Genomic DNA, 22980 nt, shown 5'->3' on the forward strand with positions numbered 1-22980 from the left:
GTTATTCCCTAGAAGGCAAAATATTCAAAAATTAATCGTTTCCTAAATTTTTTACGATTGACGCATTTTCAATAAGACTCATCAGCCACGGACCTACTCTCTCTTTGTATTTTTGATTTCTGACAGCCTTTGCTAATTCTCCCTTGACAGACTTGAAGCTGTTATTACTCGGCGGCTTTCTGTCTGTGATTTTTATGATATGATAACCGTAGTCTGTTTTTATAATATCACTGATCTCGCCGACCTTTAAATGCGCCACATCTGTACCTATTCCATCCTTTGGACTAAAAGGCTGCATCTTTCCTCCCCGGGCGGCAGAAATACGGTCAACCGATTCATTTTTTGCAAGAGTAGCAAAATCGGCTCCGGCCTGCAATTTTTTAAGTGCATCTTCAGCCTCCCGGCGGGTTCTGAAGACGATCTGGCTGGCCTCAATCTTCTCGCCATATTGCAGATCGTATGCCTTCTGCAAATCTTCGTCTGTAACGGTAATCGTTTTTTCCATAAGCCGTTCAGCAAGAAGTTCTACCTCCGCCTGTTTTCTCATCCTCGTGGACATTTTCTTTTTTACATTCTCAAGACTGCTGCCAACCTTGGCTAATTCTTTTTCGAGGTCTGCTCTGTCTTTTATCTGATACGTACGCAATAATCCTTCAATTTCATTATTGATAAGGGTTTCTAATTTCTGCTCTATTTCTGTGTTTGTAATTTTGATTCCCTCTTTTTCCGCTGCCTGAAGAATCAGTGTTCTGCGAATAAGCACATCTAGTGCGTCCTCTCCGTAAGTATCTATTAATAGGGTATAAAGTTCTTGCTTGGGAATCTTTTGGCCATTTACCACTGCCACAATGTTTGTATCTGTAACAACCTGTGACTCACCTTTTGGAGATTTCGTGGTATTTTTTGCCGCATTACCTATTGACTGACTAAAGAAGAAAACAACAGAAAATATTATGGGGAAAAAAGGACTTGTCTTAGAAATCTTCATAAGAATAAACATTTCATGAAAAAAGATACCTGTAAATAGATAAAGGTAAAAATTTGATTTTGGATTATAACACAGAGAAAATTATAGTGTCAATGTTTTTGTAATAGTCCTCAGTCGAGACGCAAGGAACGCAAAAAAATCTAAATAGTGTCTGAACGAAAACTACCAAAAATGTCATTTCGTGCGGAGCAAGAAATCTTTTGAGCATTGAAATCGTAGGGTTTGAAGATTTTTCCCTTCGGTCGAAATGACAAAAGTATGTGTTTTTGTTCCGACACTAAATAACGAAAAAGAATGTTATAGGAGACCATCTTCTTCGACAGAATTACAACGTTTTGTTAAAATTCCCGTATCCTAACTTCTATATTAAATGATCCGGAAAAACAAAATCTGATCATGAAATTCATCGGATAACCCTGTCAGGGTTATTTTTATTCATAATTTTGTCTAATAATGTCAAGATTATTTTTGGTAAAGTTAAACGCAAAGAGTAACAATTTAGTCTTTAAAAAATTCGTATATTTCTATGCAATCGGCGTGAGATAAAATATGTTGTGTTTGTACGGAAACCAGCCGAAAGCAGAAAATACAATATGAAGAAGGTAAAAAGAATCGGAGAAAGATATTGGATATTTCAAGTGGGCGAAATAAATTATTGGCAGAAACAAAGAGTTTTGCTAGTAGCGAGCTGGTAAGAAGGGCAAATAATAAAGCAGGCAAAGGACATTGGATAGGATGTGAGTGGCGATTTGAACAACAACGCAAGCTAGGGTAATACTAATATCGGAAGTAAAGGTATCCATGGCAGTCCGTGATGAGCTACCACCGATATTGAATGCATTACTCCATATCTATGTTACAGCAGAGTTGAATGAGGAGATATTCTGGATATTGGAGGCGAAAGTGCAGGTGGGAAAGAAAAAGACGGGGAGATATGGGATGGACTTGTGACAAACATTGGTTTTGTCGGCAATGAGGTCGGGGTTAGACGCCAATTACGATTTGCTGGAAGACTTTGCAAGTCACCATAGACTTATCCGGCAGTGTCGTGGGCAGAGACGACATTTGGAGAGGGCAAGAGATTTTCAATGTAGAGCATCAAGGATAACGTAAGTTTATTAGATGAGGAGACCGTCAACAAGATCAACGAGGTGGCGGTAGGAGCGGGGCACAAGTTGGTTAAAAAAGACGGAGAACTTCATGGTAATGCAGACACTAAATATTCTGATAAAGTGTTCTCTTTCGTTATCAGCAAGATTCGGATATGGAATTGCTTTTTCGTTGTATCACAGCTAAAATTGGGGTGTTAATGTTTTAGATTAAACGTAACGTGGCGCTGCCCCGAACAAGTCTCCTTATCGGTAGGGCAGGCATTCTCGCTTGCTAAGTGCGATGCCAACCGAGAACGACGGACTTACCTTATGGGGTGAAAAAGATTGTCAAAATATTTGTAAAAAGCAACAATTTAGTTTTTTGAAAAGGTAGCGTCGGTCCCTTGTGGTTGGCATCAGGGGGCTTTGTTGTATGCTCGGTCGAACGATAAACCACCTGTTTTGTTTTGTGTGAGTTACCCGGAAATGCAAGGATTTTTCAAAGAGCCAAATTGTTACGCGAAAAAAAGATTTTATACGGTAAACCATCACGAGCCAATGGCTCACAAAATGGCATAGAAAAGGTATCTTGGTGTCAATACTATAAAGAGGGAGAATTGTACGTGACCGCGATTATTCTGGCAGGCGGGAAAAGCCTGAGGATGGGATACAATAAGGCATTTCTTAAATACGGAGTTAAAACGTTCATTGAACATCAAATTGCAAGGCTGACTAAAATCTTCGACGAAATCATCCTGTCGGCAAATGACGCCTCTGCCTATGCTTATCTGAATTTGCCTATCGTATCCGATGTCATATCCGGCAAAGGCCCGCTCAGCGGCATTTGTGCCGGACTTATACGCTCTACGAGTTCTCACTCCTTCGTAATCGCCTGTGACATGCCTTTTCTTGATGAAAAAGTAATCCTTTGTCTCAAAGACCGGATCGATAACTATGATGTTGTTGTGCCGCAAACAAGCCGCGGGCTGGAGCCTCTTCATGCTTTTTATTCCAAGAATTGCATTCAACCGATCCGCCGATGCCTTGATGAAGGGAGATTGCGAATCATCGATTTCTTTGCAGACGTGAAGGTAAGAATTGTTTGTGAGCAGGAATTAAACGGACTCGACGGATCCACATCATCCCTGACAAACCTGAATACTCCGGAAGAATACCAGAAATACCTCGATCATATGATATCAGATGAAAGAAAATTATGAACCAGATGTCACGTCTCTTCGCACAAAACATTGGTTACTTGATAACCGCTGCTGATGCATCGTAAAAGCCCAAAATTTTTCATGGAATGGATGAAATTGAGATTGTCCGGAATAGAGCTATTTTCATGCGGGATGGAGATTCTTGACAATATCAAACAACATGATATAGTAAAGCAAATGAAAGTGAAGTTTTTTGCGCTTTCTGCCGGGGGTTTCATTTCCTTTAACGAGAGACATCTTATGTGTCAGCATAAAAATAATAGAAAACAGATAACTCGTCGAATTAACGATTGATTTTGATCCCGGCACTTGCCTCTTTGGAAACAGGCAGATGTGTTAGTTCTCGATCTTATGGATTACAATCAACTCCCTTATTATTTTGGCAAAATTCAGGTAATGATGATGATAAAGCGAGATACGACAGTAATGAAAAATAATGGTTTAATGGGTGTGTCCTGAGTAGGTTTCTATTGCATCATGTGAGCAAGACATTTTGTACCACAGAATTATTTAACGAAGAGGTATTTTATGAAAGTAAAGCGCTTTAACAAGGGTTTGACAGGGTTATCTATTTTGTTCATAGGAGTAATGCTCTCACTGAAAACATCTTACAGTAGTCCGTCTGATGGGAAGAAAAAGGCGGAAACTATCGTGCCTGGTGTAACAATTGTATCGCTGGACGCGCCGCTGCGGGCAACCATCGGAAGGAGGGTTGTTATTGAAGTTGTTATTGGTAATGAGAGGGCAACGAAGGCAACAACCATTTTGACGGTAACATGCCCTACAACAAAACAGCAGATAGGCAGAGAAGCTAAAACGCTCGACACATTATCTTCCCAGAAAATTGTTTACAGTTGGAATACCGATGGTTTAAAAGAAGGAACTTATATTATTCGGGCAGAGTTGGAAAAGGTACCGGATGAGACCGTTCTTGATGATAACGTAAGACAGATTGAAATACTCATGCAAAGGTGAGGAATGCTATCGCAATGAAGGAAACTCATTTTGATTTGACGACTCTGTGTTTAGGCGCTTTTTATGTAATCGAAGCGCTAATTGTTTCGACCTTTCAATCGTTCGTATTCAGCAAACTCTCGGTCAGCGTCGGGTTGCATCCCTTTCTTTTTGTAAGCAAGGCCTAAATTATAATGAGCATTTGCAAGATTCGGTTCCGCTGCGGCGACTTTCTGGAACTCCTTTATTGCTGCATCATACATTCCCTTCCTGCCATACTCAATACCCTTCTCGTTGATCTTTTTAAGGTCTAATCCGTCAATTTTTACGTCTCTTTCTTCTTCGGGTTTTTCTCCTTCAGTTACTTTTGGAGAATAAGAGGGCAAAGCAGGTGTGGTTTCCGTATCTTTACTCAAAGAGCTCTTCGTAATGGTTGCTTTTGTTGCACTCTTGTTCATAGTAACCATTTTCTTTTGTGTCACTTTTGTATCCGGTTTTTTTTGGACGATCGGTTTTGTTTTTTGGGGCGCTTTTGCCATGGATACCCTGTTGAATGATTTCTTATTCGCTATTTCCAGGGATGCTACCTTTTCCTTCAATTTGGTATGTTCTTTTTCCAGGTTAGATACTTTCATTTTCATTTGTGCATGCGCCCTGATCTGCTTATCCTTCGCAGAGGCGAGCTTATTGACCCTGGCTTCAAGGTTGTCTGATTTTTCCTTCAATTTGTCTAATGCCTGACGGAGGTCAACTTGAGATTGGGGTAGGTCGCCTTGTTTAAATCCTTTTGTCTGTTCTGTATGCTTATAGGAACTTTCTTTACTATGAACCATCCCACAAGCAAGAGGCAGCGTTACTACCACAAAAAGAATTATGAATCTAACAGAAGTGCATTTCTGAAATTTTCTTGTTTTCACGGCCTTCTTCCTCCATGAAAAGATTGAAGGCAAGTAGAGTCATCTATTGCGGTTATTTAAATTAATACATTAGACTTATGTATCGTTAAAGATATATTACATTTACAAATAGATTTTGCAAGTAATTTCAGCTAAATTTTCAAAATTTGTTATGGACAATTTCCTTCATTACCTTAGTTCAGAGATGCTTTTAAAATACTGCGGGAGTGATTTTGGGGAAAAAGAGGGGATATTACCATAAATTTGAATATTTGCTGGTGCTTTTTGATATCGCATTTGAAAAATGAGGGGCCTTATTGCGAATATGGAAATTATCTGAAATATTAAAACCAGCTCCTCTTTTGGGTATAAGCGGTAACCCTGTTACGTCCTTTCTTCTTCGACTCGTAGAGCGCCTTATCCGCAAAAGCAACAAGATCGCTATTTTTGAATTCTTTATTTGAGGGCTGCACCGTAGCCACGCCAAAACTTGCCGTTACCTTGTATTCTTTAATACCATCATTAAAAATATTCGAAGCGATACATTGCCGTAATTTTTCAGCAATTTTTACCGTTTCCTCCTGAGTTGTTTCAACAAGAACGATGGCAAATTCCTCGCCGCCATAACGTGCGACAATGTCATAGTCACGGATATTGTTTTTTATCAGCCTGCACGTTTCTTTCAAGATGGAATCACCCGTTTGATGTCCGTATTTATCGTTAAAGCTTTTAAAATGGTCAATATCTATGAGGATAAGACTCACAGGCGTCCGCTTACGCAATGATCTGCGTATCTCTGTCTCAAGAAAATTTTGGAAATAACGGTGATTATATATCTCCGTCAATCCATCGGTATGCACAAGCTTTTCGAGCTGTTTGTTTTTCTGTTCGAGGTCTTTGGTCAGTTTTTGCAACTCTATCTTGGCGGAAATGAGTTCCTTATTAATCTGTTCGTATGACAGGTTAATAAGGCTTAAGGCAATATTTGCCTCCTGCAGGATCAATTCAATCGGCTTGGGATTTTCTATATGCAAATCGAAAAAGGTAGCTATTTCGATTATTTCCGAATGAACTTTTTCCAATATCCCGTCAATGATCTTATCATTAAAGCCAAGCATTGTCTTGGATTTTTCAATAAATTTATCATGATTTTCCTGGGGTTGAAAAGCGCTAAGGACATTCGCAATCAGTCCCGATAAATAGACAACCTTTGTCGCAAGCCTTATTTTATTGTCGTTGCCCGGATAGCCCTCCGGATTATGGTGGTACAGTATCGGGAACAGGAGCCCGGCAGGGAATCCCCAATTACGGCTAACTTCATGCCCGATAAATGCATGGTTCGCCCCAATAATCAGGTCTTCAATCGCAAGCACATCCCATGGTGTTTCTGATAACGTTTTCAAGACTCGTTCGTATTGTTCCGGGAATGTGCGCACAAGAATTAACTCTCCGATATTCTGCAGGAGCGCCGCGATAAATACTTCCTCCGGCTCGGATTTGTCAATTTCCGACATAATGAGTTTTGCTGCAACAGCCGCAGAAAGGGATTTCTGCCAAAATTTTTCATAACGAAAGCATCCCTGCTTCTCATTCGCTTTAATTTCAAGAAACGAAACGGAAAGAACCAGACTTCTGATTGCGTTTTTCCCCATATTTGTCACTGCCTGGTGTACGGTGCCTATTTTGCTGGAAAAGCCGTAGAAGGCAGAGTTGGCAATCCTCAGCACCTTTGCGGATAATGAAATGTCTTTCGAAAGCAACTGAACAATTTCACTGATGCTCGTTTCTGGTTTCGATGTGACCGAAATGAGTTTTGATGCTACCGTTGGTAAGGTGGGTAATCCGGGAGAGTCAAGCACGGCCTTTAGCACTTCATTTTTCAGCATGAATAATTCCTCTTTTTATCAATCGGCTATTCATTAAACATTTTACGAAATTTTCAGCATTATATAAAAAATATATTGCAAATACCACTATTCTTCATAACGCCCGTTATCATGGTCCAAATCGGGCATCCGACAGGGAGAAAGCAAAATCTTTAACTATGCTGCAATGCGGTGTTCTGGTGGCGAAGGAAATTTATGGTACGGCAAACGGTTTACCGCATTCTCAGTAACCTGTTATCATGATACAGAGAGGCAGAGACGGACGGAGTTTATCTGCCCTGAACTTGTATGATGCCTTAATACCCTTTGCAAATCTCTGCGGTTGAATATGATTGCAATTCTTAAGATTGATTCTTACAATGTGCTGTAAGTTTTTAACATATTTCCCAGCGCGGCGTAGTCGTAAGAAAATCCTCCTTAGAATAAACTAAGAGGTGCAGGAGGTTGTAAAAAACTTACAAAAAAAGATTTTTTGCAATCATACTATAAAGGGGGGTGTCGTGGTTACTAAAAATATATCTTCGCGGAAATTAGTGATGCTAATTTCAAAATATTTAGACATTGAAAAATTGATCGAAGAAAATCCTTCGGTTACCAGAAAAATGATCGACGATCTTTTTCTCGAAATTTTAAAAACGAAAACGGAAACAGATCCTGTGGATATCGGTCTGCCACGACAAGATATTCCGCAGCACGGGCAAAAATGCATAAGCGAACTTATTATTCACACGGATGGGGCATCGAGGGGGAATCCGGGTAAGGCAGGTATTGGCGTTGCTATCTTCAATGAAGACTATCAACTTGTCGAGGACGTATGCAGGTTTATTGGGAAGGCCACAAATAATGTGGCCGAATATCAGGCTATGATACTTGCTGCCCAAAAAGCCATTGTCTACCGCGCTAAAAAGGTTATCTTCAAAACTGACAGCGAACTTCTGGTGCGGCAACTCAACGGGGTATATCGTGTAAAAAGCTCAAATATTCTGTCCCTTTATGGCGACCTTGTAACGCTATTGAATAAAATACCGATATGGAAGATTCAGCATGTGCGCAGAGAGGAAAATATCATTGCCGATGCTTTAGCAAACCGGGGCATTGATTCAATGATATAACCTGGCGTTAAATAAATGATTGACTAATACTTACAGGTATGATATAGTCATCCTTTGCAATTTTAAAATGGCTGCTCATTGTACATGATTATGATGTCTAAGAATTTTGAAAACAACGAAACATTGTTACAGGCAAAAGATGTATTTAAGGAATACGCGAATGGTGAGCGTACTGTGCCGGTTTTGCGAGGGATTAACTTAGCCATTAAAAAAGGTGAGATTGTAGTAATTGTGGGTGCCTCTGGTGCTGGTAAAAGTACCCTATTGCATATCCTGGGGATTTTGGATACACCAACCTCTGGTTCTGTATTCTATAAAGGAATAAACCTGACTCAGCTAAGCGAGAAGAAACAGGCTGATATGCGTAACCGTGTCTTCGGTTTTGTTTTCCAGTTTTATCATCTCCTGCCCGATTTTACTGCCTTGGAGAATATTTTATTGCCAAGCCTTATAGGAAGCAGATTCTTAAGGAATGAAACAGTAACGAAAAATTGTAGAGAACGGGCAATTTCCCTGTTGGAGCGCGTTGGCATGAGAGACCGGTTTACGCATAAACCATCGCAACTTTCCGGTGGTGAAAGACAACGGGTTGCCATCATTCGGGCGCTGATTAATAATCCGGAATTGTTGCTGTGCGACGAGCCCACAGGCAACCTGGATACAAAGACGGGCCATGAAATCCGGGAATTGATCTGGGATGTGAACAAAACAATGAATCAAACGGTTGTGATTGTTACCCATGACGAAGAAATGGCAAAAAACGCTGGACGAGTTGTGAGAATGGTGGATGGGGGCATTGTTGAGTAAAAGGATGAGAAAGGAGTAGAAATTTAGAGATGAGTTTGAAGATTTACCTAAATGGCAAAATACTTCCTCAAGAAGATGCTAAAATATCAGTTTTCGACCACGGACTGCTTTACGGAGACGGGGTGTTTGAAGGGATTCGTGCCTATAACGGAAAAATATTCATGCTGCAGCAACACATGGATAGACTTTATGATTCTGCAAAGGCAATTGCCCTCAAGATACCCATAACTAAGGATGAAATGGCAGAGGCTATTAAAAAAACCATGGCTGCTAATAATCTAACAGATTCTTACATCCGCCTTGTCGTTACCCGAGGTGTTGGAAAACTTGGATTAGACCCTAACAAATGTGCGGTGCCGCAGATTATCATTATCACGGATACGATTGAGTTATACTCAAAAGCTCTGTATGAAAGAGGGCTTGATATTGTTACGGTTACCACGATCAGAAACCATTTTTCCGCCCTTGACCCCAAAATTAAATCTCTCAATTATCTCAATAATATTTTGGCAAAACTAGAGTCTATTGAAGCAGGGGCTGGAGAAGCGTTAATGCTGAATAAGGATGGTTATGTAGCAGAATGTGCGGGTGATAATATTTTCATTTTAAAGGATAATATCCTTCTAACGCCCCCGCCAAGCGCCGGAATATTAATTGGTATTACAAGAAATGTCGTAATGGAACTGGCTGTAAAGATGGGGGTACAGGCTAAAGAGTGTCTGATGACCCGGTATGATGTTTATATTGCCGATGAGTGCTTTTTGACAGGAACGGCAGCAGAAATTATTCCCGTGGTAAAAATCGATGGTCGTATAATTGGAAATGGTAAACCTGGGAAAGTTACCCTTGAACTATTAAAATGGTATCGTGATCAGACCAGAAATGGCTATTAGTTAGCTGCCCTTGTCTTCGAAGCCGAAAAGGTAGAAAAAACCATAAAAAATATACCAATGCAAATCAGGCTGTCAGCAACATTAAAAGTTGGCCAGTGGTATTTACTTCCAACGTGGAAATCGATAAAATCCCTAACGTAGCCGTACCATATCCGATCCCATAAATTCCCTATAGCCCCCGCCAAAACAAGACTTAAAGCAAGATTCGACACAAAAGGAGACTTGTCGGATTTAACATAAATACCGATAATCAGGGCAATTGCTATAATTGAAAAAATAATAAAGACGTTGTTTTTGTCTGGAAACATTCCAAAAACTACACCAGTATTTTTACTTTGCAATATATTGATTAATCCGGGAATTAACGGTATGTTATCGATTTCATTTATTTTAGAGAACACCATCCATTTTGTTGCAATGTCGAAGGCAACACCAATCACCACAACAAAAATAAAGGAAACCACGGCTTTCATAAAAGTTGTTTTAAACGTTATCTGTCTCCTCTTCTCTTTGACAATCAATGCAAAGCTTTGCATAAGGTACAGCTTTTAGACGTTCTTTATTTATTTTTTTCCCGCATGACTCACAAACACCAAACGTGCCTTCCTCAATTTTTTCCAAGGCTGTATCAATGTTGCGGACGCTTTCTTCCCCGCTTTGAATGAGCTCAATCATAAGATCTCTTTCGTAATTGTCTGTGCCAACATCTGCCATATGTATCGGAACATTGGATAAATCTCCCGATGCATCTTGCCTAGATCTTTTTAATGCCTCCCCCTGCATAGAATCTACTTTTCCTACGAGCCTTTCCCTTAAAGAAAGGAGGAGTTTTTTAAACTGAGCAAATTCTTCTTTCATTTTATTCTCCGAGAATGAATTTAAAAATAACATCTGAATCACATCTATTCCATCTTACTACTCCATGAGTTCTGTTATGAAGGCAGTACTTTTTGGGAGGTGTATTGCTTGTGCAAAAAGCTTGCATAATTCCCTGAGCATTTAATCGGACTGTAGGGACTGTAGGCGGAATGATAGCATATAATATAAATTTAGTCAATAGAATTTGGGATTGAACTGGTTGAAATGTGGGGTGATAACATTGAATTTGTCTGGTTTTTATTTTCTGGCAAATTTTGTAAAATAAAAAACGGGTAATGTTTAGAACACCACCCGTTTTTATTGTTTTAAATCGTGCATTGATACAAGATTTTTACTGTTCCTTTTTTCTTTCCCTTGTTTTTTCCGGGACTATATCATTTATCTGCCAGTTGCGTTCAAAGGCAGTGCAAGACTTATAAGCCACGTCACGCATAAGAATATTACAAAAAGCAACTTTACCATCTAAAACGATCGCATAATTGCATCCAAAACAAATGCTCTTCTTAGCTTTTTTATTTTTCATCTACTCGTGCTCCTTAAGGGTTAGTAGAAAATAAAAATTATATACAATGGAATTTTACCGAATGGATATAGTGTAAGTCAACGTAAAACCGATACTGCTATTTAAATTTAACGTTAAGAATTCTGAACTCCAGTCCTGAATAGGGCAGAGAGGGTTTTCCTCACGCTGCACTCCGATCCGTACTGGTGAATTCCCTGCATGGAGTTTTAGTGTCAATGATTACCTATTCAGCATTGACTGAGTAACTTTGTTATCAACCAAATTGAGTTTACTGGTAAGGATCTGATAGTCATAATAGTTCTGGATTCCATAGCTGTATCCCGGAATAATCTTCACGAAGGTATCGACGTCGGAATGGATGAGGGTTTTGTCAGACGACGCCTTCATGTCAACATTATAAACAGAGGCAATAGCAAGCGGTGTTCTTTCTGTGTCACTTATTCACGCAGCCCAGGTAAAACGACTCGGGTCTGCTGAACGCAATTACCCAAAAGATCAAGGGTTGATCTTATGCTGGTACGGGATGGATTTGCGGTATATTCTGGTATTATCGTCCGTGAGGTTGGGACGGGAAGCCAGTTATGACAGCCTGAAGGATTTTGTCAGGTGAAAAAACTCCGCTGTTGCTTTTTAAAAAAGCGCATTTTCATTCAAGCGTTCTTTATGTTAGGGTATATAAACAATTTCTTTGCCGTTAATATTTTGTGGAATAAATAATGTCAGCACGGTTTTTGTTTGCATAAATGGTTAATCTTATTATAATAAAAGGATTTTATGCGAGATTTGCCGCCTTTCAGAGACATCTGGAATAATGCTCATTACCTTAGATAAGGGGATTAACCATGTCATCAGCAACACCTTTACCCGCAAAAGAATTTCAGACAGTTGGCCGGATCATAGAATACTTAAGGGGCGCCCAGAATGTTATTCATTCCCGGGACTGGACGTTACGCCGTAGTGCCGAGCGGTTTGCGTCATTTACGAAATATGGGAACATAACGGTTCATTCAACCGTAAAGAATCGTAGTGCCAAGGTGACGGTCTATGTGGGAAGCGATGCTGTTAGTCAGAAGAAACTTAATCCGCAACAAACAGAGATTATGGATAATCTTCCCAGAACTTTAGCTGCTGTTGAAGAGTATGTTAAACGAGCACCCATGGTTTGCGTTAATCGAACCATGGGGAATAATGATGAGTTTTCACCGGACTGCAATATTTTTGTTTCCATCCAGAGACCTGAAATGGTCCGGCTTGCTTACATGACATGGGCGACGCTCTTTCCGGTCAGGGGCGATCATGAGCCAAAGCAGTATATTGTGTATATTCCCGAGTGGCAGGAGGGAGAACGGCAGATTCTGGTTTTCCCGGAGATCAGCACGACCGTTGTTTTGGGTACGGATTATTATGGCGAATCCAAAAAAGGATTCCTGAGAATGGCCATGTGGAATGCCAAGCAGAGAGGTATGCTTGGTTTGCACGTTGGGTCGAAGATTTTGAAGGTAAGGCGACCTGACGGTCGTCCTGGAAGATACGGCATGCTCATTTTTGGGATGAGCGGCACAGGGAAAACAACGCATACTTGCCACACGCATGGATTAAATGACAAGGACGAAGGTATTGAGATACTTCAGGATGATGTAGTGTTTCTCAGGAAGGATGGTTCCGCTTATGGTTCTGAACGTGGATTCTATTTGAAAACGGAAGGGCTTGACCCCATTACTCAGCCAATTATTTATAAAGCAGTGACGTCCCGTAATGCCATTTTTGAAAACGTGATGACCGATTATGAAGGAAACCTCTATTTTGAAGACGACACCTTAACCAGTAACGGGCGAGGGATTATGATGCGTGAGGATCTGAGTCCGTATATTTCTAACAGCATTAATTTGCCTCCTATCAATGAAATGGATGGGCTGATTGTTGTCTTTATTACTCGTCGTCATACCGTAGTGCCTCTCGCTGCCAAGCTGACGCCAGAACAAGCAGCTGCAACCTTTATGTTGGGCGAATCGATTGAAACATCAGCAGGTGATCCGAAACGTGCGGGAGAATCTATCCGGGAGGTAGGCACTAATCCATTTATTATCGGAGATAAAGCGTATGAAGGAAACTGGTTTTACGATTTCGTGAAACGGCACGAAGGAAAAGTTTGGTGTTATCAGTTAAATACCGGCGGTGTTGGTGAGATTATTGAAAATCAGCCAAACGGTGCAAAGGTGTTTAAACGTAAGGTTCAACGGATTGAAATTCCGGAGATGGCGGCTATTATCCGTGGAATTGTACGCGGTACTACGAAATGGGGCAAAGACAAATACTGGAATCTTGAAGTTCCTGTGTTTGTGGATGGCATGGATATGTCTAAATATCATGTGGAAAAATTTTATGATGTGGATAGTATCATCAATCAAGTCTCTGATTTGCGATGTGAACGTGTCGATTATACGGAGAAATTTGCTGCATTGGATAAAACCATTATTAAAGCTGCAGAAACCATGTAATAAAATAGTTGACATTCTTCCTAAATGTGTTATTCTTCCGCAAATGTCCATTAATTCTATATAGATTGTCTAAAAATAGTCAACAATATGAAACTCTCAAAAAAAAGCGATTACGCCCTGCGTGCAATAATCTATCTGTCGATGCACTATAATAAGGGGGCTATCCAAATTAGAGAAATTTCTGCGAATGAAAAGATACCACAAAAATTTTTAGAAAATATCCTTCTTGTCTTAAGAAAGGCAGGTATACTGAACAGCAAGATAGGTTTGAAGGGCGGCTATGAACTTGCACGTTCGCCTGATTTAATTACCTTGGGGGAAGTGATTCGCGCACTCGATGGGGCAATTGCGCCGGTAGATTGCGTCAGCAAAATATCATATAAGCCTTGTTCAGAAGAAGTTACCTGTGTTATTCGTGGTGTAATGTTGGATATTCGTAACGCTATAACGGATGTTCTAGATAGAATGACTTTTGCAGATATGTGTAGCCGTGTCAGAGACTCTATGGAAAAAAAAGAAAGCAACGTATTGACCTACGCTATTTAATAAATTTTCTATAATTATCTACTAAATTTGTAGAGTTTATAGTATTTTGTGGAAGATGTGATGAAAATGTTTAGACTGTTGGTCTGCTTGTCAACGCTGTGTATTTTTTTGATATGTGGTGTTGGCTGTGCAAAAAGAGTTGATAACTCTACAATCAGGATCGGATATTTTCCTAATATAAATCATGCGCAGATAGTTGTTGGAATGGCTGAGGGTACCTTTGCTGCGTACCTGGGGCCAAAGGTTAAAATAAAGACAACGCTTTTTAATGCAGGGCCGTCTCTTATTGAGGCGGTATTTTCTGGAGATATCGACATTGCTTGTGTAGGACCAAGTCCGGTTATAAACGGCTATGTGCGGTCAGGTGGAAAGGCATTAAAGGTAATTGCAGGTGTAACAAGCGGTGGTTCTCTCTTTGTTGTAAGAAAGGATTCTCACATAAAAAAGGTTGCGGACCTTGACGGAAAGAGGATTGCAACTCCTCAGCTTGGAAATACACAGGATATTGCCCTTCGTGCGTATATCAAAAAATTCGGTTTAAAGCCAAGAGAAAAAGGTGGCACGGTTGATATCCTTCCCTTGCGTAATCCTGATATTTTAAATCTTTTTATGAGGAAACAACTCGATGGGGCATGGGTACCGGAACCGTGGGCGTCAAGAATTATCAGGCAGGCAGAGGGAGAGGTCTTTCTTGACGAAAGAACCTTGTGGGAAGACGGACAATTTAGTTCAACGCTTATGATTGTGGGTACAGATTTTTTAGAGAGGCATCCTGATTACGTCAAACGGTGGTTGGCAGCACACGTGAAAATAACCCGCTGGATTCATCAACATCCAAGAAAGGCTGTGAAAGTTGTTTGTGAACAGATCAAGGCTATTTCTGGTGTATCTCTTCCTCAGGAAATTATTAAGGATGCGTTCTTAAGGCTTGAAGCTACGTATGATCCCATCGTCCCGTCTCTGCTTTCTTATGCAGAAATGGCATATGATGCAGGTTTTTTAGGAAATCAAAGATTTGATTTGTCTGGTTTGGTTGACTTGAGATTACTCAATGAGGTGTTGAAAGAAAGGGCTTTACCACTGATAAATGAGTAATGCATAATTTAGGGTTTTGGGAGGTGATGATTAATGTCAGAAAGTGTAGGAGTTGACGACCTGATTGAATTGGATTACAGAAAGACTGATAAGGGGCAGGAAATATCAGAGACAAATAGTGCAAAGCCGGATTTGTGCATTCAACATGTATCAAAATCGTTTCAGTCAAAAAACGGAAGTGTTTATGTGCTGGAAGACATAAATCTTGAAATTAACCAAGGGGAATTTGTGTGTCTTGTAGGGCCGTCAGGATGCGGGAAGACTACCCTTATGAATATCGTTGCCGGGTTGGAAAAGGCAGATTCCGGCGAGGTATGGGTTAATGGCCGCAGAATTCTTGGTGCGGGGCCAGACCGGGTTGTTATATTCCAGGAAGCAGCTCTGTTTCCCTGGCTCAATGTAATAAAAAATGTTGAATTCGGTTTAAAGCTGAAGGGTGTCAGCAGCAGCAAGCGACGAACTATTGCCCTTGAATATCTCAAGATGGTGCATTTAACAAAATTTCAGAAGTCTCATATCCATGAACTCTCTGGTGGTATGAAGCAGCGTGTGGCAATAGCGAGAGCACTTGCAATGAATCCTGGGATGCTTTTGATGGATGAGCCATTCTCTGCACTAGATGCTCAAACGAGATGGATACTCCATTATGAATTGCAGAATATCTGGATGAAGACGAAGAAGACGATCCTGTTCGTCACCCATAATATCCGCGAGGCCGTATGTTTGGCGGATCGCATATTTATTCTTTCCACTTCACCAGGCAAAATCAAGAAGGAATTTTCTATAGATTTACCAAGACCCCGTGATGATAACGATGTAAATGTGGCAGAATATTCTACAAGGATTATGAAGGAGTTAAAGGCCGAAATTGATAAGGTTGTGAAATGTGAGATGGATGCAGATTCATGTGTGGAATGTGATATCAAATGCACAACGGTAGAGCCTGTAAAAACGGATATTGGGGGGGGGATTTAAAAATGTACAGTATGCTGAAAAGGGTGATTTTTTTCATCTTGCTTGCGGGTCTCTGGGAACTGTTGTTTTGGTTGGGGATATGGCCGGAATATGTCCTTCCGTCTCCTGTTTCAGTAGGAAAAACATTGGTGCGTGGATTTCAGGATCAGAGCCTCCTGATTGGCGTTGCAATAAGCATGAAGAGGATTGCCATTGGGTATGGAATTTCTCTTGGCGTTGGTGTTTTCGTGGGTTTACTTATCGGGAGATTCCGAATCTTTGAAGATACGCTCGGCTCTCTGATCTCCGGTTTACAAACTTTGCCTACAATTTGCTGGTTACCTCTTTCCTTGCTTTGGTTTGGTTTAAATGACAATGCGATTATCTTTCTGGTTTTTATGGGTGCGGTGCTTTCTATTGCTACCGGCACGGATTCCGGAGTAAAAAATGTTCCCCCGCTCTATATTCGCGCCGCGAAGACCATGGGAGCAAAAAAATGGAAGTTATATCTTGAGGTGATCATTCCGGCTGCCTTCCCACACATTGTTATCGGAATGAAGCAAGGCTGGTCCTTTGCCTGGCGTTCGTTAATGGCAGGCGAATTATTAATTGTATGTCTTGGATTAGGGCATCTTTTGATGCTCGGGCGAGAACTCAATGATATGAGTCAGGTCATTGCCGTGATGCTGGTAATTATCTTGATCGGTATCTTAGTCGATAGACTGTTTTTCATGAAAATAGAAAGGCATATACGCGAACGTTGGGGATTGGTTAAGTCTTAAAATTCAGGCATTCACCTCAACGGGTAATTCCATATTTTGCATGGAAGCTTGTACTAAGGCCTCCTGGTCAATTTCATCTTCAGGCTGTTTTATGCGGTCTGCATCCCTTTCAACAAAGCTTATTCCTTCTGACCGGTATTTCTTCTTTAAAATCTCACATTTTGGACAGTCCGGAGCTGTATAGAGGTATTTCATGAGTAAGTCTCCCAAGGTCTAATCATATACAAAAAACTACCAAAGGCGCTTATTGTACTAGAAGAAATGATTCTTTCAAGGATAATTTTCTAAGACTGCCCTGATATAGAAATTCTGGGATAATTATTTGACGGGATGCATTGCGTGTGTTATATTTCATGCACATTTTTGAGAGGGCAAATTTTATGATGAGACTTATCGGATTACTTATCGCAGCCGCTGTTGCCGTTTGGGTATACACAGATGCAAAAAAAAGAGGCTATAAGACTCCTGCCGCTATCGGTTGGATGATAGGAGTTTTTCTGCTTATGATTGTCGTTTTACCAGTTTATTTGATTATGAGAACGAGGCAAGGTAAACAAATAGAGGTCCTGACACCATGTAAGTATTGTGGAAAATATTATGAGGGCACTCCTTTGTATTGTCCCAACTGCGGGCATAAAGTCGGGGGATATTCATTTAAAGAGGAATAGCTATGCATTTAAAAGAGCGGATAACTGAAGAGTTGAAAAGCGCTATGAAGGCGCAGGATAAACTAAGGACATCGGTACTGCGTATGATCCTTGCTGATATTAAGATTGCAGATACGTCAGGGAAGCCTAGGGACCAAATTGATTATGTGGACGTCGTTCGCGGATACTGCAAGAAATTAAAGAAATCCCGCGAGGAGTATGAAAAACTGCACTTGCCGGAAAAAGTGAAGGAGTTGGACAGGGAGATTGCAATTGTTGAGGAGTACCTGCCGAAACAATTGTCTGACGATGAAATTCAGAAGATCGTTAATGAGGTCATTGAAACAAACAACTATACCGCTAAGGATATGGGTGTGGCAATGAAGCTTATCATGAGCAAATACGGAGGAGAAGTGGATGGTAAAAAGGTTCAGACGTATTTAAAAGAAAGATTGAAATGCTGAGGAGGCTTTGGTCGGGAAATTCTAAATGTTGCAGTAAAAGGGAATAAAAGGCTTTTTTGTGAATGCTACAGAGTGAAGAGAAAGGATCGCAAGAGGATTGGTAATAATTAACTTATCAATTGTTTTGCGCAGGTACATTCAATGGATAGAACTTGTGATACACGGCTTTTGTCTCTATATACCGTGATACCCTTACACCTGCTTTTATAAGCGAATAAGAATACATTCCTTACATCATCCACGTTAGACTCTTTTGGAAAATTAATGGTTTTTGATACACCGCTATCGATGTATTTTTGGCATGTCGCCTGTATTTTAATCTGCTGCTTTGGAGAAACATCATGGGCGGTGATAAATATTTTTTTAACATCTTCGGGCACCCCGTGAATATTTTGTAAAGATCCATTCCTGAAAACTTCTTCTATCAGCTTTTCTGAATAAAAACCCCTTTTTTTTGCAAGGTATTCAAAAAAGGGATGTATTTCCGGTAATCCACCTTCTACCAGGACGTGTCGGGTATAAGCAACGGAAAAGATAGGTTCAATACCACTGGAACAATGTGCAATGATGCTAATGGTACCAGTTGGTGCGATTGTAGTTCGTGACGCATTTCTAAAGCGGTGGCTATTGGGTGCGGCATAAATGCTTTTTTGATAGTTTGGAAATACACCACGTTCTTCTGCAAGTTTGGCAGAGGCATCATTTGCCTTTTGGGAAAAGAAACGCATGATTTTATCTGTGCATTGAATGGCCTTCTCGGAATTGTATGAAATACCAAGCTTGATAAACAAATCAGCAAGTCCCATGATCCCGAGTCCTATCTTCCGATTACCCTTTGTCAGGCGCTCGATTTGGGGTAATGGATATTTATTTATATCTATGATATTGTCAAGAAAATGCACAGCAAGACGAGTAGTCTTTTCAAGACAATCCCAATCGATTTCATAGGTTTCCCCCTTTCGTTTCGTCATTCTGGAGAGATTAATAGACCCCAGGACACACGCCTCGAAAGGTAATAGCGGTTGTTCTCCGCATGGATTAGTTCCTTCAATTTCTCCAAGAACCGGTGTCGGATTGGCGGCATTGATGGTATCCAGAAACAGGATGCCCGGCTCCCCGTTTTCCCATGCAGAATGTACAATTTGTTCAAAGAGGTTTCTCGCGTTTACGGTCTTAACAACTGCTTTTGTTCTGGGGTTGATTAGCGGAAAGTCTTCGTTCTTTTCTACGGCATGCATAAAGGCATCAGTGATTCCGACGGAGATGTTAAAATTTGTTAATATCCCTTCGACACGTTTTGCAGTAATGAAATCGAGGATATCGGGGTGATCAATACGCAATACCGCCATGTTTGCCCCGCGGCGGAAGCCTCCCTGATTGATAGCCTCTGTAGCCTCGTTGAAGACCTTCATAAAGGAAACCGGGCCGCTGGCATAACCACCAGAAGCACTTACCAGGTCATTTTTTGGTCGAATACGCGAAAATGAAAAACCTGTGCCGCCCCCGCTTTTATGGATCAAAGCTGCTTGTTTTACGGCTTCAAAGATGCTCTCGACAGAATCCTCTATGGGGAGCACGAAACATCCAAATAATTGTTGCAGATCCCTTCCTGCGTTCATCAGGGTAGGGGAGTTTGGCAGGAATCGGAGGGACGTCAAAAGGGTGTAAAATTGTTCTTCCCGTGACACAATATCAGCCCTTTTGTTATACAGCAAATCCACGGATGCGATATTTTTTGCTATTCGGCGGAACATATCTTCCGGCGATTCAACAGGGCGCCCTGCAACATCCTTTTTTAAATATCTTTTTTCAAGCACTAACCGTGCATTTGGTGATAAAGAAAAGCCATTATTTTCCACGGCAACTTTTTCTGTCATAAAATAGTAGAACGATGGAAGATTAAAAAGATAGAAACACCATTAATTTTTATCAACTATCTTTGACCGATTTATTGTAGCGGTGATTTATTCATGCTAAATAATCATCATACAATCACCGTAGCTAAAAAAACGGTAACCACGGTTTTTTGCTATTTCATAAGCGTTTAAAATATTTTCCCTTCCTGCAAAAGCACAAACCAGCACAAGCAGGGTGGTTTTAGGAAGATGAAAATTAGTAAGCAGAACGTCAACATACTGGAAATGATATGGTGGGTAAATGAAGAGATTTGTCCTGCCCGAGGTTTGGGGAGTCTGGTTGTTTATAGCAACCGACTCAAGAACACGGCAGGAAGTACTTCCTACGGCGATCACACGATTCCGGCGCTCCTTTGTCTTTTTTATTTTTTCCATAATTTCTTGAGAACATTCGTAGTGTTCTTTATGCATCTGATGTTTTTGGATGTCTTCTGTTTTCATAGGCATAAAAGTACCCATTCCCACATGCAGAGTAACAAATCCTATCTCTACGCCTTGATTCTTTAGCTTCTCAAGGGTATCGTGGCTAAAATGCAACCCTGCCGTAGGTGCAGCAATTGCTCCTTCATTTTGTGCAAATACCGTCTGATATCGTTCCTTGTCGGACGAATAACATGTCCCGTTTTTGCCCGTGCGTTTTATGTAGGGAGGCAAAGGCATTTTTCCGGTCTGGACGAGCAAGTCTTTTATAGGGTGATTTTTATCAAATTGAATAAGCCATGAACCGTCTTCGTTTTTCATGAGAAGTTTCGCAGGAAGTACGTTGTCTGCGACAATAATTTCTTCCCCTGCCTTTAATTTAGCGTTTGATTTGATTAATACCTTCCATTGGTTTTCCTCTTCACCTTCTTCTGTGAGTAATAATTCAAGGGATGCACCACTGATTCTTTTTCCCGTTAGCAATGCCGGTATTACCTTCGTATTGTTCAGAACGAGGAAATCTCCCGGACAGAGATATTCAGTAATTTCATAAAATCTGCGATGTTCGATCCTTCCAGAATTCCGGTACAGTATTAACAGTCTTGCATCTTCACGGTTTTCTAACGGGTGTTGTGCGATCAATTCCCTGGGCAGATCGTAAGTGTAGTCGGATAGTTTTGAGTAAAATTGCACAGGTTTTTTTGCTGTAAAATCCATTTTTTTTGAAAATAATGATAACATCTCAAAAAAAAAGAATCAAGGTGTATAAATTTATTGCGAATTCAAAATAGGATATGAGAAATATTTAAATATTTCCAAATAAATATCCTAGTGAGCGTGGTGGTATATATAGTATCTAAGAAAAGCGATGAAACAACAGTTTGTATGCTAAAATGGCGTCTTATTGCGCGAATGAAAGGAGGGATAAAAATATTGCTTGACAAATAAATAAAAAAGTTTATTGTCATAGCCGAAGTGGTGTAAAGTGGTGAAAAGTGGGAGAAAATGAAAAATGTTCACCGGCGAATATCATCACACGATAGATGACAAAAACAGGCTTGCCATTCCTGTTCCTCTTCGTGAGAGTATAGATGTTAATTTGGAGGGGAAAGGGTTTTTCCTGACCAGAGGGCTTGATGGTTGTCTGTTTATGTTTACACCAAGTTCATGGCACAACGTAGTTTCAAAAATCGAACAGCACTCTTTTGCTGACATGAAGGCGCGTCAATTCCAGCGTCTTTTTTTTTCCGCTGCCCAGAAAATTCCTGAATGTGACCCGCAGGGTCGGATACTAATTCCTCAGATCTTAAAAGATCATGCAAAGATTAAAAAGAACGTTGTGATTGCAGGGTTAAATACACGTATCGAAATATGGAATGAAAAAAGTTGGAACGATTTTACAACAGCATATGGAAAGGCGTATGAAGAAATTGCAGAAGGCCTATTTTAATTGCAAAAAGTCATCAATCGGAAAACGGTGCGCCCCTTTTCTATAAATAATGCTATGACATGGAATACCTGGCAAACGATCTTGTTCACATACCGGTATTAGCTGAGGAAGTGCTGAATTATTTACAACCACAGTCAGGGCATATTATTTTAGACTGCACCATTGGTAATGGCGGGCATGCAATTAAAATATTAGAGAAAATAAAGTCTGGTGGATTTCTGGTTGGCATTGATAAGGATATGGAAATATTACAAATTGCAAAGCAAAATCTATCAAAAACTGCGGGTACTTTTAAGCTTTATCATACGGATTATTCCGAGGTTGAGAGAGTATTGCATCAGGCTGGAGTAGAGAGGGTTAACGGAGTATTGCTTGATTTGGGAGCGTCTTCAATGCAGTTTGATCAGGCGGAGCGGGGTTTCAGCTTTGCTAAGGATGGGCCACTTGACATGAGGATGGATCGGTCTCTGCCCGGTACTGCACGGGATTTAATCAGAAGGTTGTCTGAACGGGAATTGGAAGAGATATTGAAAAAATATGGTGAAGAGCGATGGTCGAAAAGGATTGCAAGAGCAGTCCAAAGAGGGGAAAAGGAGGGTGGGATTACTTCAACACGGCAACTGGCTGCAGTCGTTGAACGAGTTGTACCACGAGGAAAAAGCAAAATTCATCCTGCAACAAGAGTATTTCAGGCACTGAGAATTGCGGTGAATAAGGAACTGGAGAGTTTGGAAGTTTTTTTAGATAAAATCCATAACTATATGCAGATAGGGGCTCGCATTGTAATTATCAGTTTTCATTCTCTTGAGGATCGTATCGTAAAGAAGAAATTCATGGAAAGAGCGAATCATAAGGTATTCAAGATACTTACAAAGAAGCCGGTGACTCCCGGTGAGGCGGAGTTAGAAAAAAACGTCCGATGCAGGAGCGCAAAACTTAGAGCGGCAGAAAGGATTTAA

26 protein-coding genes are annotated in these 22980 nt (G+C 40.6%); 16 read left to right on the forward strand and 10 right to left on the reverse strand.

Annotated features, from left to right (window positions below; genetic code table 11):
* Positions 1–31: 31 nt before the first annotated feature.
* Positions 32–988 (reverse strand): peptidylprolyl isomerase, encoded by a 957-nt coding sequence (locus BIY37_RS10315; protein WP_179129366.1) that lies wholly within the window; start codon positions 986–988, stop codon positions 32–34.
* 801 nt (positions 989–1789) lie between these two features.
* Here BIY37_RS10315 and BIY37_RS13525 point away from each other — a divergent pair.
* The 3 genes from BIY37_RS13525 (at position 1790) to BIY37_RS10330 (ending at position 4274) form a co-directional block, all read left to right on the forward strand.
* Entirely contained in the window at positions 1790–1939 is a 150-nt protein-coding gene (locus tag BIY37_RS13525; protein ID WP_179129367.1) for a hypothetical protein, read from the forward strand.
* A gap of 763 nt (positions 1940–2702) precedes the next feature.
* Positions 2703–3299: a molybdenum cofactor guanylyltransferase gene (gene mobA, locus BIY37_RS10320; RefSeq protein WP_143299249.1), complete on the forward strand. Its 597-nt coding sequence runs from the start codon at positions 2703–2705 to the stop codon at positions 3297–3299.
* A 528-nt stretch (positions 3300–3827) separates the two neighbouring features.
* Entirely contained in the window at positions 3828–4274 is a 447-nt protein-coding gene (locus tag BIY37_RS10330) for a hypothetical protein (protein WP_070067762.1), read from the forward strand.
* Positions 4275–4351: 77 nt separating this feature from the next.
* On the opposite strand, the gene BIY37_RS10335 is transcribed toward BIY37_RS10330, so the two are convergent.
* On the reverse strand, positions 4352–5170 hold the full coding sequence (locus BIY37_RS10335; RefSeq protein WP_070067763.1) for a tetratricopeptide repeat protein: 819 nt from the start codon (positions 5168–5170) through the stop codon (positions 4352–4354).
* Positions 5171–5493: 323 nt separating this feature from the next.
* Entirely contained in the window at positions 5494–7035 is a 1542-nt protein-coding gene (locus BIY37_RS10340) for a sensor domain-containing diguanylate cyclase (RefSeq protein ID WP_070067764.1), read from the reverse strand.
* 536 nt (positions 7036–7571) lie between these two features.
* Between BIY37_RS10340 and BIY37_RS10345 the strand changes: the two genes are divergently transcribed.
* From BIY37_RS10345 to ilvE, 3 genes are all read left to right on the forward strand, one after another.
* Positions 7572–8147: a ribonuclease HI family protein gene (locus tag BIY37_RS10345; protein WP_201789430.1), complete on the forward strand. Its 576-nt coding sequence runs from the start codon at positions 7572–7574 to the stop codon at positions 8145–8147.
* 93 nt (positions 8148–8240) lie between these two features.
* The gene (locus tag BIY37_RS10350) at positions 8241–8954 is read left to right on the forward strand and encodes an ABC transporter ATP-binding protein (RefSeq protein ID WP_070067809.1); all 714 of its coding nucleotides are present in this window, start codon (positions 8241–8243) and stop codon (positions 8952–8954) included.
* A 29-nt stretch (positions 8955–8983) separates the two neighbouring features.
* Positions 8984–9847, forward strand: coding sequence for a branched-chain-amino-acid transaminase (gene ilvE / locus BIY37_RS10355; RefSeq protein WP_070067765.1), 864 nt, complete (start codon positions 8984–8986; stop codon positions 9845–9847).
* Here the strand turns inward: ilvE and lspA are convergent.
* The 4 genes from lspA to BIY37_RS13530 all read right to left on the reverse strand — a co-directional run bounded on the left by lspA (position 9844) and on the right by BIY37_RS13530 (position 11636).
* On the reverse strand, positions 9844–10383 hold the full coding sequence (gene lspA, locus BIY37_RS10360; protein ID WP_080325018.1) for a signal peptidase II: 540 nt from the start codon (positions 10381–10383) through the stop codon (positions 9844–9846). The genes ilvE and lspA overlap by 4 nt on opposite strands.
* Complete coding sequence (locus BIY37_RS10365) at positions 10331–10705, reverse strand: TraR/DksA family transcriptional regulator (protein ID WP_070067810.1); 375 nt, start codon at positions 10703–10705, stop codon at positions 10331–10333. The genes lspA and BIY37_RS10365 overlap by 53 nt, the downstream gene beginning before the upstream one ends.
* 352 nt (positions 10706–11057) lie before the next feature.
* The gene (locus BIY37_RS10370) at positions 11058–11249 is read right to left on the reverse strand and encodes a hypothetical protein (RefSeq protein WP_070067767.1); all 192 of its coding nucleotides are present in this window, start codon (positions 11247–11249) and stop codon (positions 11058–11060) included.
* A 219-nt stretch (positions 11250–11468) separates the two neighbouring features.
* Complete coding sequence (locus BIY37_RS13530; protein ID WP_179129368.1) at positions 11469–11636, reverse strand: hypothetical protein; 168 nt, start codon at positions 11634–11636, stop codon at positions 11469–11471.
* Positions 11637–11679: 43 nt separating this feature from the next.
* Between BIY37_RS13530 and BIY37_RS13215 the strand changes: the two genes are divergently transcribed.
* From BIY37_RS13215 to BIY37_RS10395, 6 genes are all read left to right on the forward strand, one after another.
* The gene (locus BIY37_RS13215; RefSeq protein ID WP_143299250.1) at positions 11680–11859 is read left to right on the forward strand and encodes a hypothetical protein; all 180 of its coding nucleotides are present in this window, start codon (positions 11680–11682) and stop codon (positions 11857–11859) included.
* A 232-nt stretch (positions 11860–12091) separates the two neighbouring features.
* Entirely contained in the window at positions 12092–13747 is a 1656-nt protein-coding gene (locus BIY37_RS10375; protein ID WP_080325020.1) for a phosphoenolpyruvate carboxykinase domain-containing protein, read from the forward strand.
* Between the two features lie 87 nt (positions 13748–13834).
* Positions 13835–14293 carry an RrF2 family transcriptional regulator gene (locus BIY37_RS10380; RefSeq protein WP_070067768.1) on the forward strand — a complete coding sequence of 153 codons (459 nt, stop codon included), beginning with the start codon at positions 13835–13837 and terminating at the stop codon, positions 14291–14293.
* A gap of 60 nt (positions 14294–14353) precedes the next feature.
* The gene (locus tag BIY37_RS10385; protein ID WP_070067769.1) at positions 14354–15388 is read left to right on the forward strand and encodes an ABC transporter substrate-binding protein; all 1035 of its coding nucleotides are present in this window, start codon (positions 14354–14356) and stop codon (positions 15386–15388) included.
* A gap of 33 nt (positions 15389–15421) precedes the next feature.
* Positions 15422–16363, forward strand: coding sequence for an ABC transporter ATP-binding protein (locus BIY37_RS10390; RefSeq protein WP_080325021.1), 942 nt, complete (start codon positions 15422–15424; stop codon positions 16361–16363).
* A 2-nt stretch (positions 16364–16365) separates the two neighbouring features.
* Entirely contained in the window at positions 16366–17124 is a 759-nt protein-coding gene (locus tag BIY37_RS10395) for an ABC transporter permease (protein ID WP_230402497.1), read from the forward strand.
* A 3-nt stretch (positions 17125–17127) separates the two neighbouring features.
* On the opposite strand, the gene BIY37_RS10400 is transcribed toward BIY37_RS10395, so the two are convergent.
* Positions 17128–17319: a thioredoxin domain-containing protein gene (locus tag BIY37_RS10400; RefSeq protein ID WP_070067770.1), complete on the reverse strand. Its 192-nt coding sequence runs from the start codon at positions 17317–17319 to the stop codon at positions 17128–17130.
* 185 nt (positions 17320–17504) lie between these two features.
* Between BIY37_RS10400 and BIY37_RS10405 the strand changes: the two genes are divergently transcribed.
* Complete coding sequence (locus BIY37_RS10405; protein ID WP_143299251.1) at positions 17505–17792, forward strand: hypothetical protein; 288 nt, start codon at positions 17505–17507, stop codon at positions 17790–17792.
* A 2-nt stretch (positions 17793–17794) separates the two neighbouring features.
* Positions 17795–18235: a GatB/YqeY domain-containing protein gene (locus BIY37_RS10410; protein ID WP_070067772.1), complete on the forward strand. Its 441-nt coding sequence runs from the start codon at positions 17795–17797 to the stop codon at positions 18233–18235.
* A 107-nt stretch (positions 18236–18342) separates the two neighbouring features.
* On the opposite strand, the gene BIY37_RS10415 is transcribed toward BIY37_RS10410, so the two are convergent.
* Positions 18343–20094 (reverse strand): adenosylcobalamin-dependent ribonucleoside-diphosphate reductase, encoded by a 1752-nt coding sequence (locus tag BIY37_RS10415; RefSeq protein ID WP_070067773.1) that lies wholly within the window; start codon positions 20092–20094, stop codon positions 18343–18345.
* A gap of 114 nt (positions 20095–20208) precedes the next feature.
* A complete protein-coding gene (gene queA, locus BIY37_RS10420) occupies positions 20209–21288 on the reverse strand; it encodes a tRNA preQ1(34) S-adenosylmethionine ribosyltransferase-isomerase QueA (RefSeq protein ID WP_070067774.1) in 1080 nt (359 codons plus the stop codon).
* A 295-nt stretch (positions 21289–21583) separates the two neighbouring features.
* Between queA and mraZ the strand changes: the two genes are divergently transcribed.
* Positions 21584–22021, forward strand: coding sequence for a division/cell wall cluster transcriptional repressor MraZ (mraZ, locus tag BIY37_RS10425; protein ID WP_070067775.1), 438 nt, complete (start codon positions 21584–21586; stop codon positions 22019–22021).
* Between the two features lie 59 nt (positions 22022–22080).
* Positions 22081–22980: a 16S rRNA (cytosine(1402)-N(4))-methyltransferase RsmH gene (gene rsmH, locus BIY37_RS10430; protein WP_070067776.1), complete on the forward strand. Its 900-nt coding sequence runs from the start codon at positions 22081–22083 to the stop codon at positions 22978–22980.

The sequence above is a fragment of the Candidatus Brocadia sapporoensis genome (assembly GCF_001753675.2).
GTDB classification, from domain to species: domain Bacteria; phylum Planctomycetota; class Brocadiia; order Brocadiales; family Brocadiaceae; genus Brocadia; species Brocadia sapporoensis.

Excerpts from the sequence above, each read along its gene's own strand:
- BIY37_RS10380 (WP_070067768.1), top strand. The coding sequence starts at position 13,835 with ATGAAACTCTCAAAAAAAAGCGATTACGCCCTGCGTGCAATAATCTAT.
- BIY37_RS10375 (WP_080325020.1), top strand. The coding sequence starts at position 12,092 with ATGTCATCAGCAACACCTTTACCCGCAAAAGAATTTCAGACAGTTGGC.
- BIY37_RS10400 (WP_070067770.1), bottom strand. The coding sequence starts at position 17,319 with ATGAAATACCTCTATACAGCTCCGGACTGTCCAAAATGTGAGATTTTA.
- queA (WP_070067774.1), bottom strand. The coding sequence starts at position 21,288 with ATGGATTTTACAGCAAAAAAACCTGTGCAATTTTACTCAAAACTATCC.
- BIY37_RS13525 (WP_179129367.1), top strand. The coding sequence starts at position 1,790 with ATGGCAGTCCGTGATGAGCTACCACCGATATTGAATGCATTACTCCAT.
- BIY37_RS10315 (WP_179129366.1), bottom strand. The coding sequence starts at position 988 with ATGAAGATTTCTAAGACAAGTCCTTTTTTCCCCATAATATTTTCTGTT.
- BIY37_RS10395 (WP_230402497.1), top strand. The coding sequence starts at position 16,366 with ATGTACAGTATGCTGAAAAGGGTGATTTTTTTCATCTTGCTTGCGGGT.
- lspA (WP_080325018.1), bottom strand. The coding sequence starts at position 10,383 with ATGCAAAGCTTTGCATTGATTGTCAAAGAGAAGAGGAGACAGATAACG.
- ilvE (WP_070067765.1), top strand. The coding sequence starts at position 8,984 with ATGAGTTTGAAGATTTACCTAAATGGCAAAATACTTCCTCAAGAAGAT.
- mraZ (WP_070067775.1), top strand. The coding sequence starts at position 21,584 with ATGTTCACCGGCGAATATCATCACACGATAGATGACAAAAACAGGCTT.
- BIY37_RS10405 (WP_143299251.1), top strand. The coding sequence starts at position 17,505 with ATGATGAGACTTATCGGATTACTTATCGCAGCCGCTGTTGCCGTTTGG.
- BIY37_RS10410 (WP_070067772.1), top strand. The coding sequence starts at position 17,795 with ATGCATTTAAAAGAGCGGATAACTGAAGAGTTGAAAAGCGCTATGAAG.
- BIY37_RS10350 (WP_070067809.1), top strand. The coding sequence starts at position 8,241 with ATGTCTAAGAATTTTGAAAACAACGAAACATTGTTACAGGCAAAAGAT.
- BIY37_RS10345 (WP_201789430.1), top strand. The coding sequence starts at position 7,572 with ATGCTAATTTCAAAATATTTAGACATTGAAAAATTGATCGAAGAAAAT.
- BIY37_RS10370 (WP_070067767.1), bottom strand. The coding sequence starts at position 11,249 with ATGAAAAATAAAAAAGCTAAGAAGAGCATTTGTTTTGGATGCAATTAT.
- BIY37_RS13530 (WP_179129368.1), bottom strand. The coding sequence starts at position 11,636 with ATGAAGGCGTCGTCTGACAAAACCCTCATCCATTCCGACGTCGATACC.
- BIY37_RS10390 (WP_080325021.1), top strand. The coding sequence starts at position 15,422 with ATGTCAGAAAGTGTAGGAGTTGACGACCTGATTGAATTGGATTACAGA.
- BIY37_RS10340 (WP_070067764.1), bottom strand. The coding sequence starts at position 7,035 with ATGCTGAAAAATGAAGTGCTAAAGGCCGTGCTTGACTCTCCCGGATTA.
- BIY37_RS10330 (WP_070067762.1), top strand. The coding sequence starts at position 3,828 with ATGAAAGTAAAGCGCTTTAACAAGGGTTTGACAGGGTTATCTATTTTG.
- rsmH (WP_070067776.1), top strand. The coding sequence starts at position 22,081 with ATGGAATACCTGGCAAACGATCTTGTTCACATACCGGTATTAGCTGAG.
- BIY37_RS10385 (WP_070067769.1), top strand. The coding sequence starts at position 14,354 with ATGAAAATGTTTAGACTGTTGGTCTGCTTGTCAACGCTGTGTATTTTT.
- BIY37_RS10365 (WP_070067810.1), bottom strand. The coding sequence starts at position 10,705 with ATGAAAGAAGAATTTGCTCAGTTTAAAAAACTCCTCCTTTCTTTAAGG.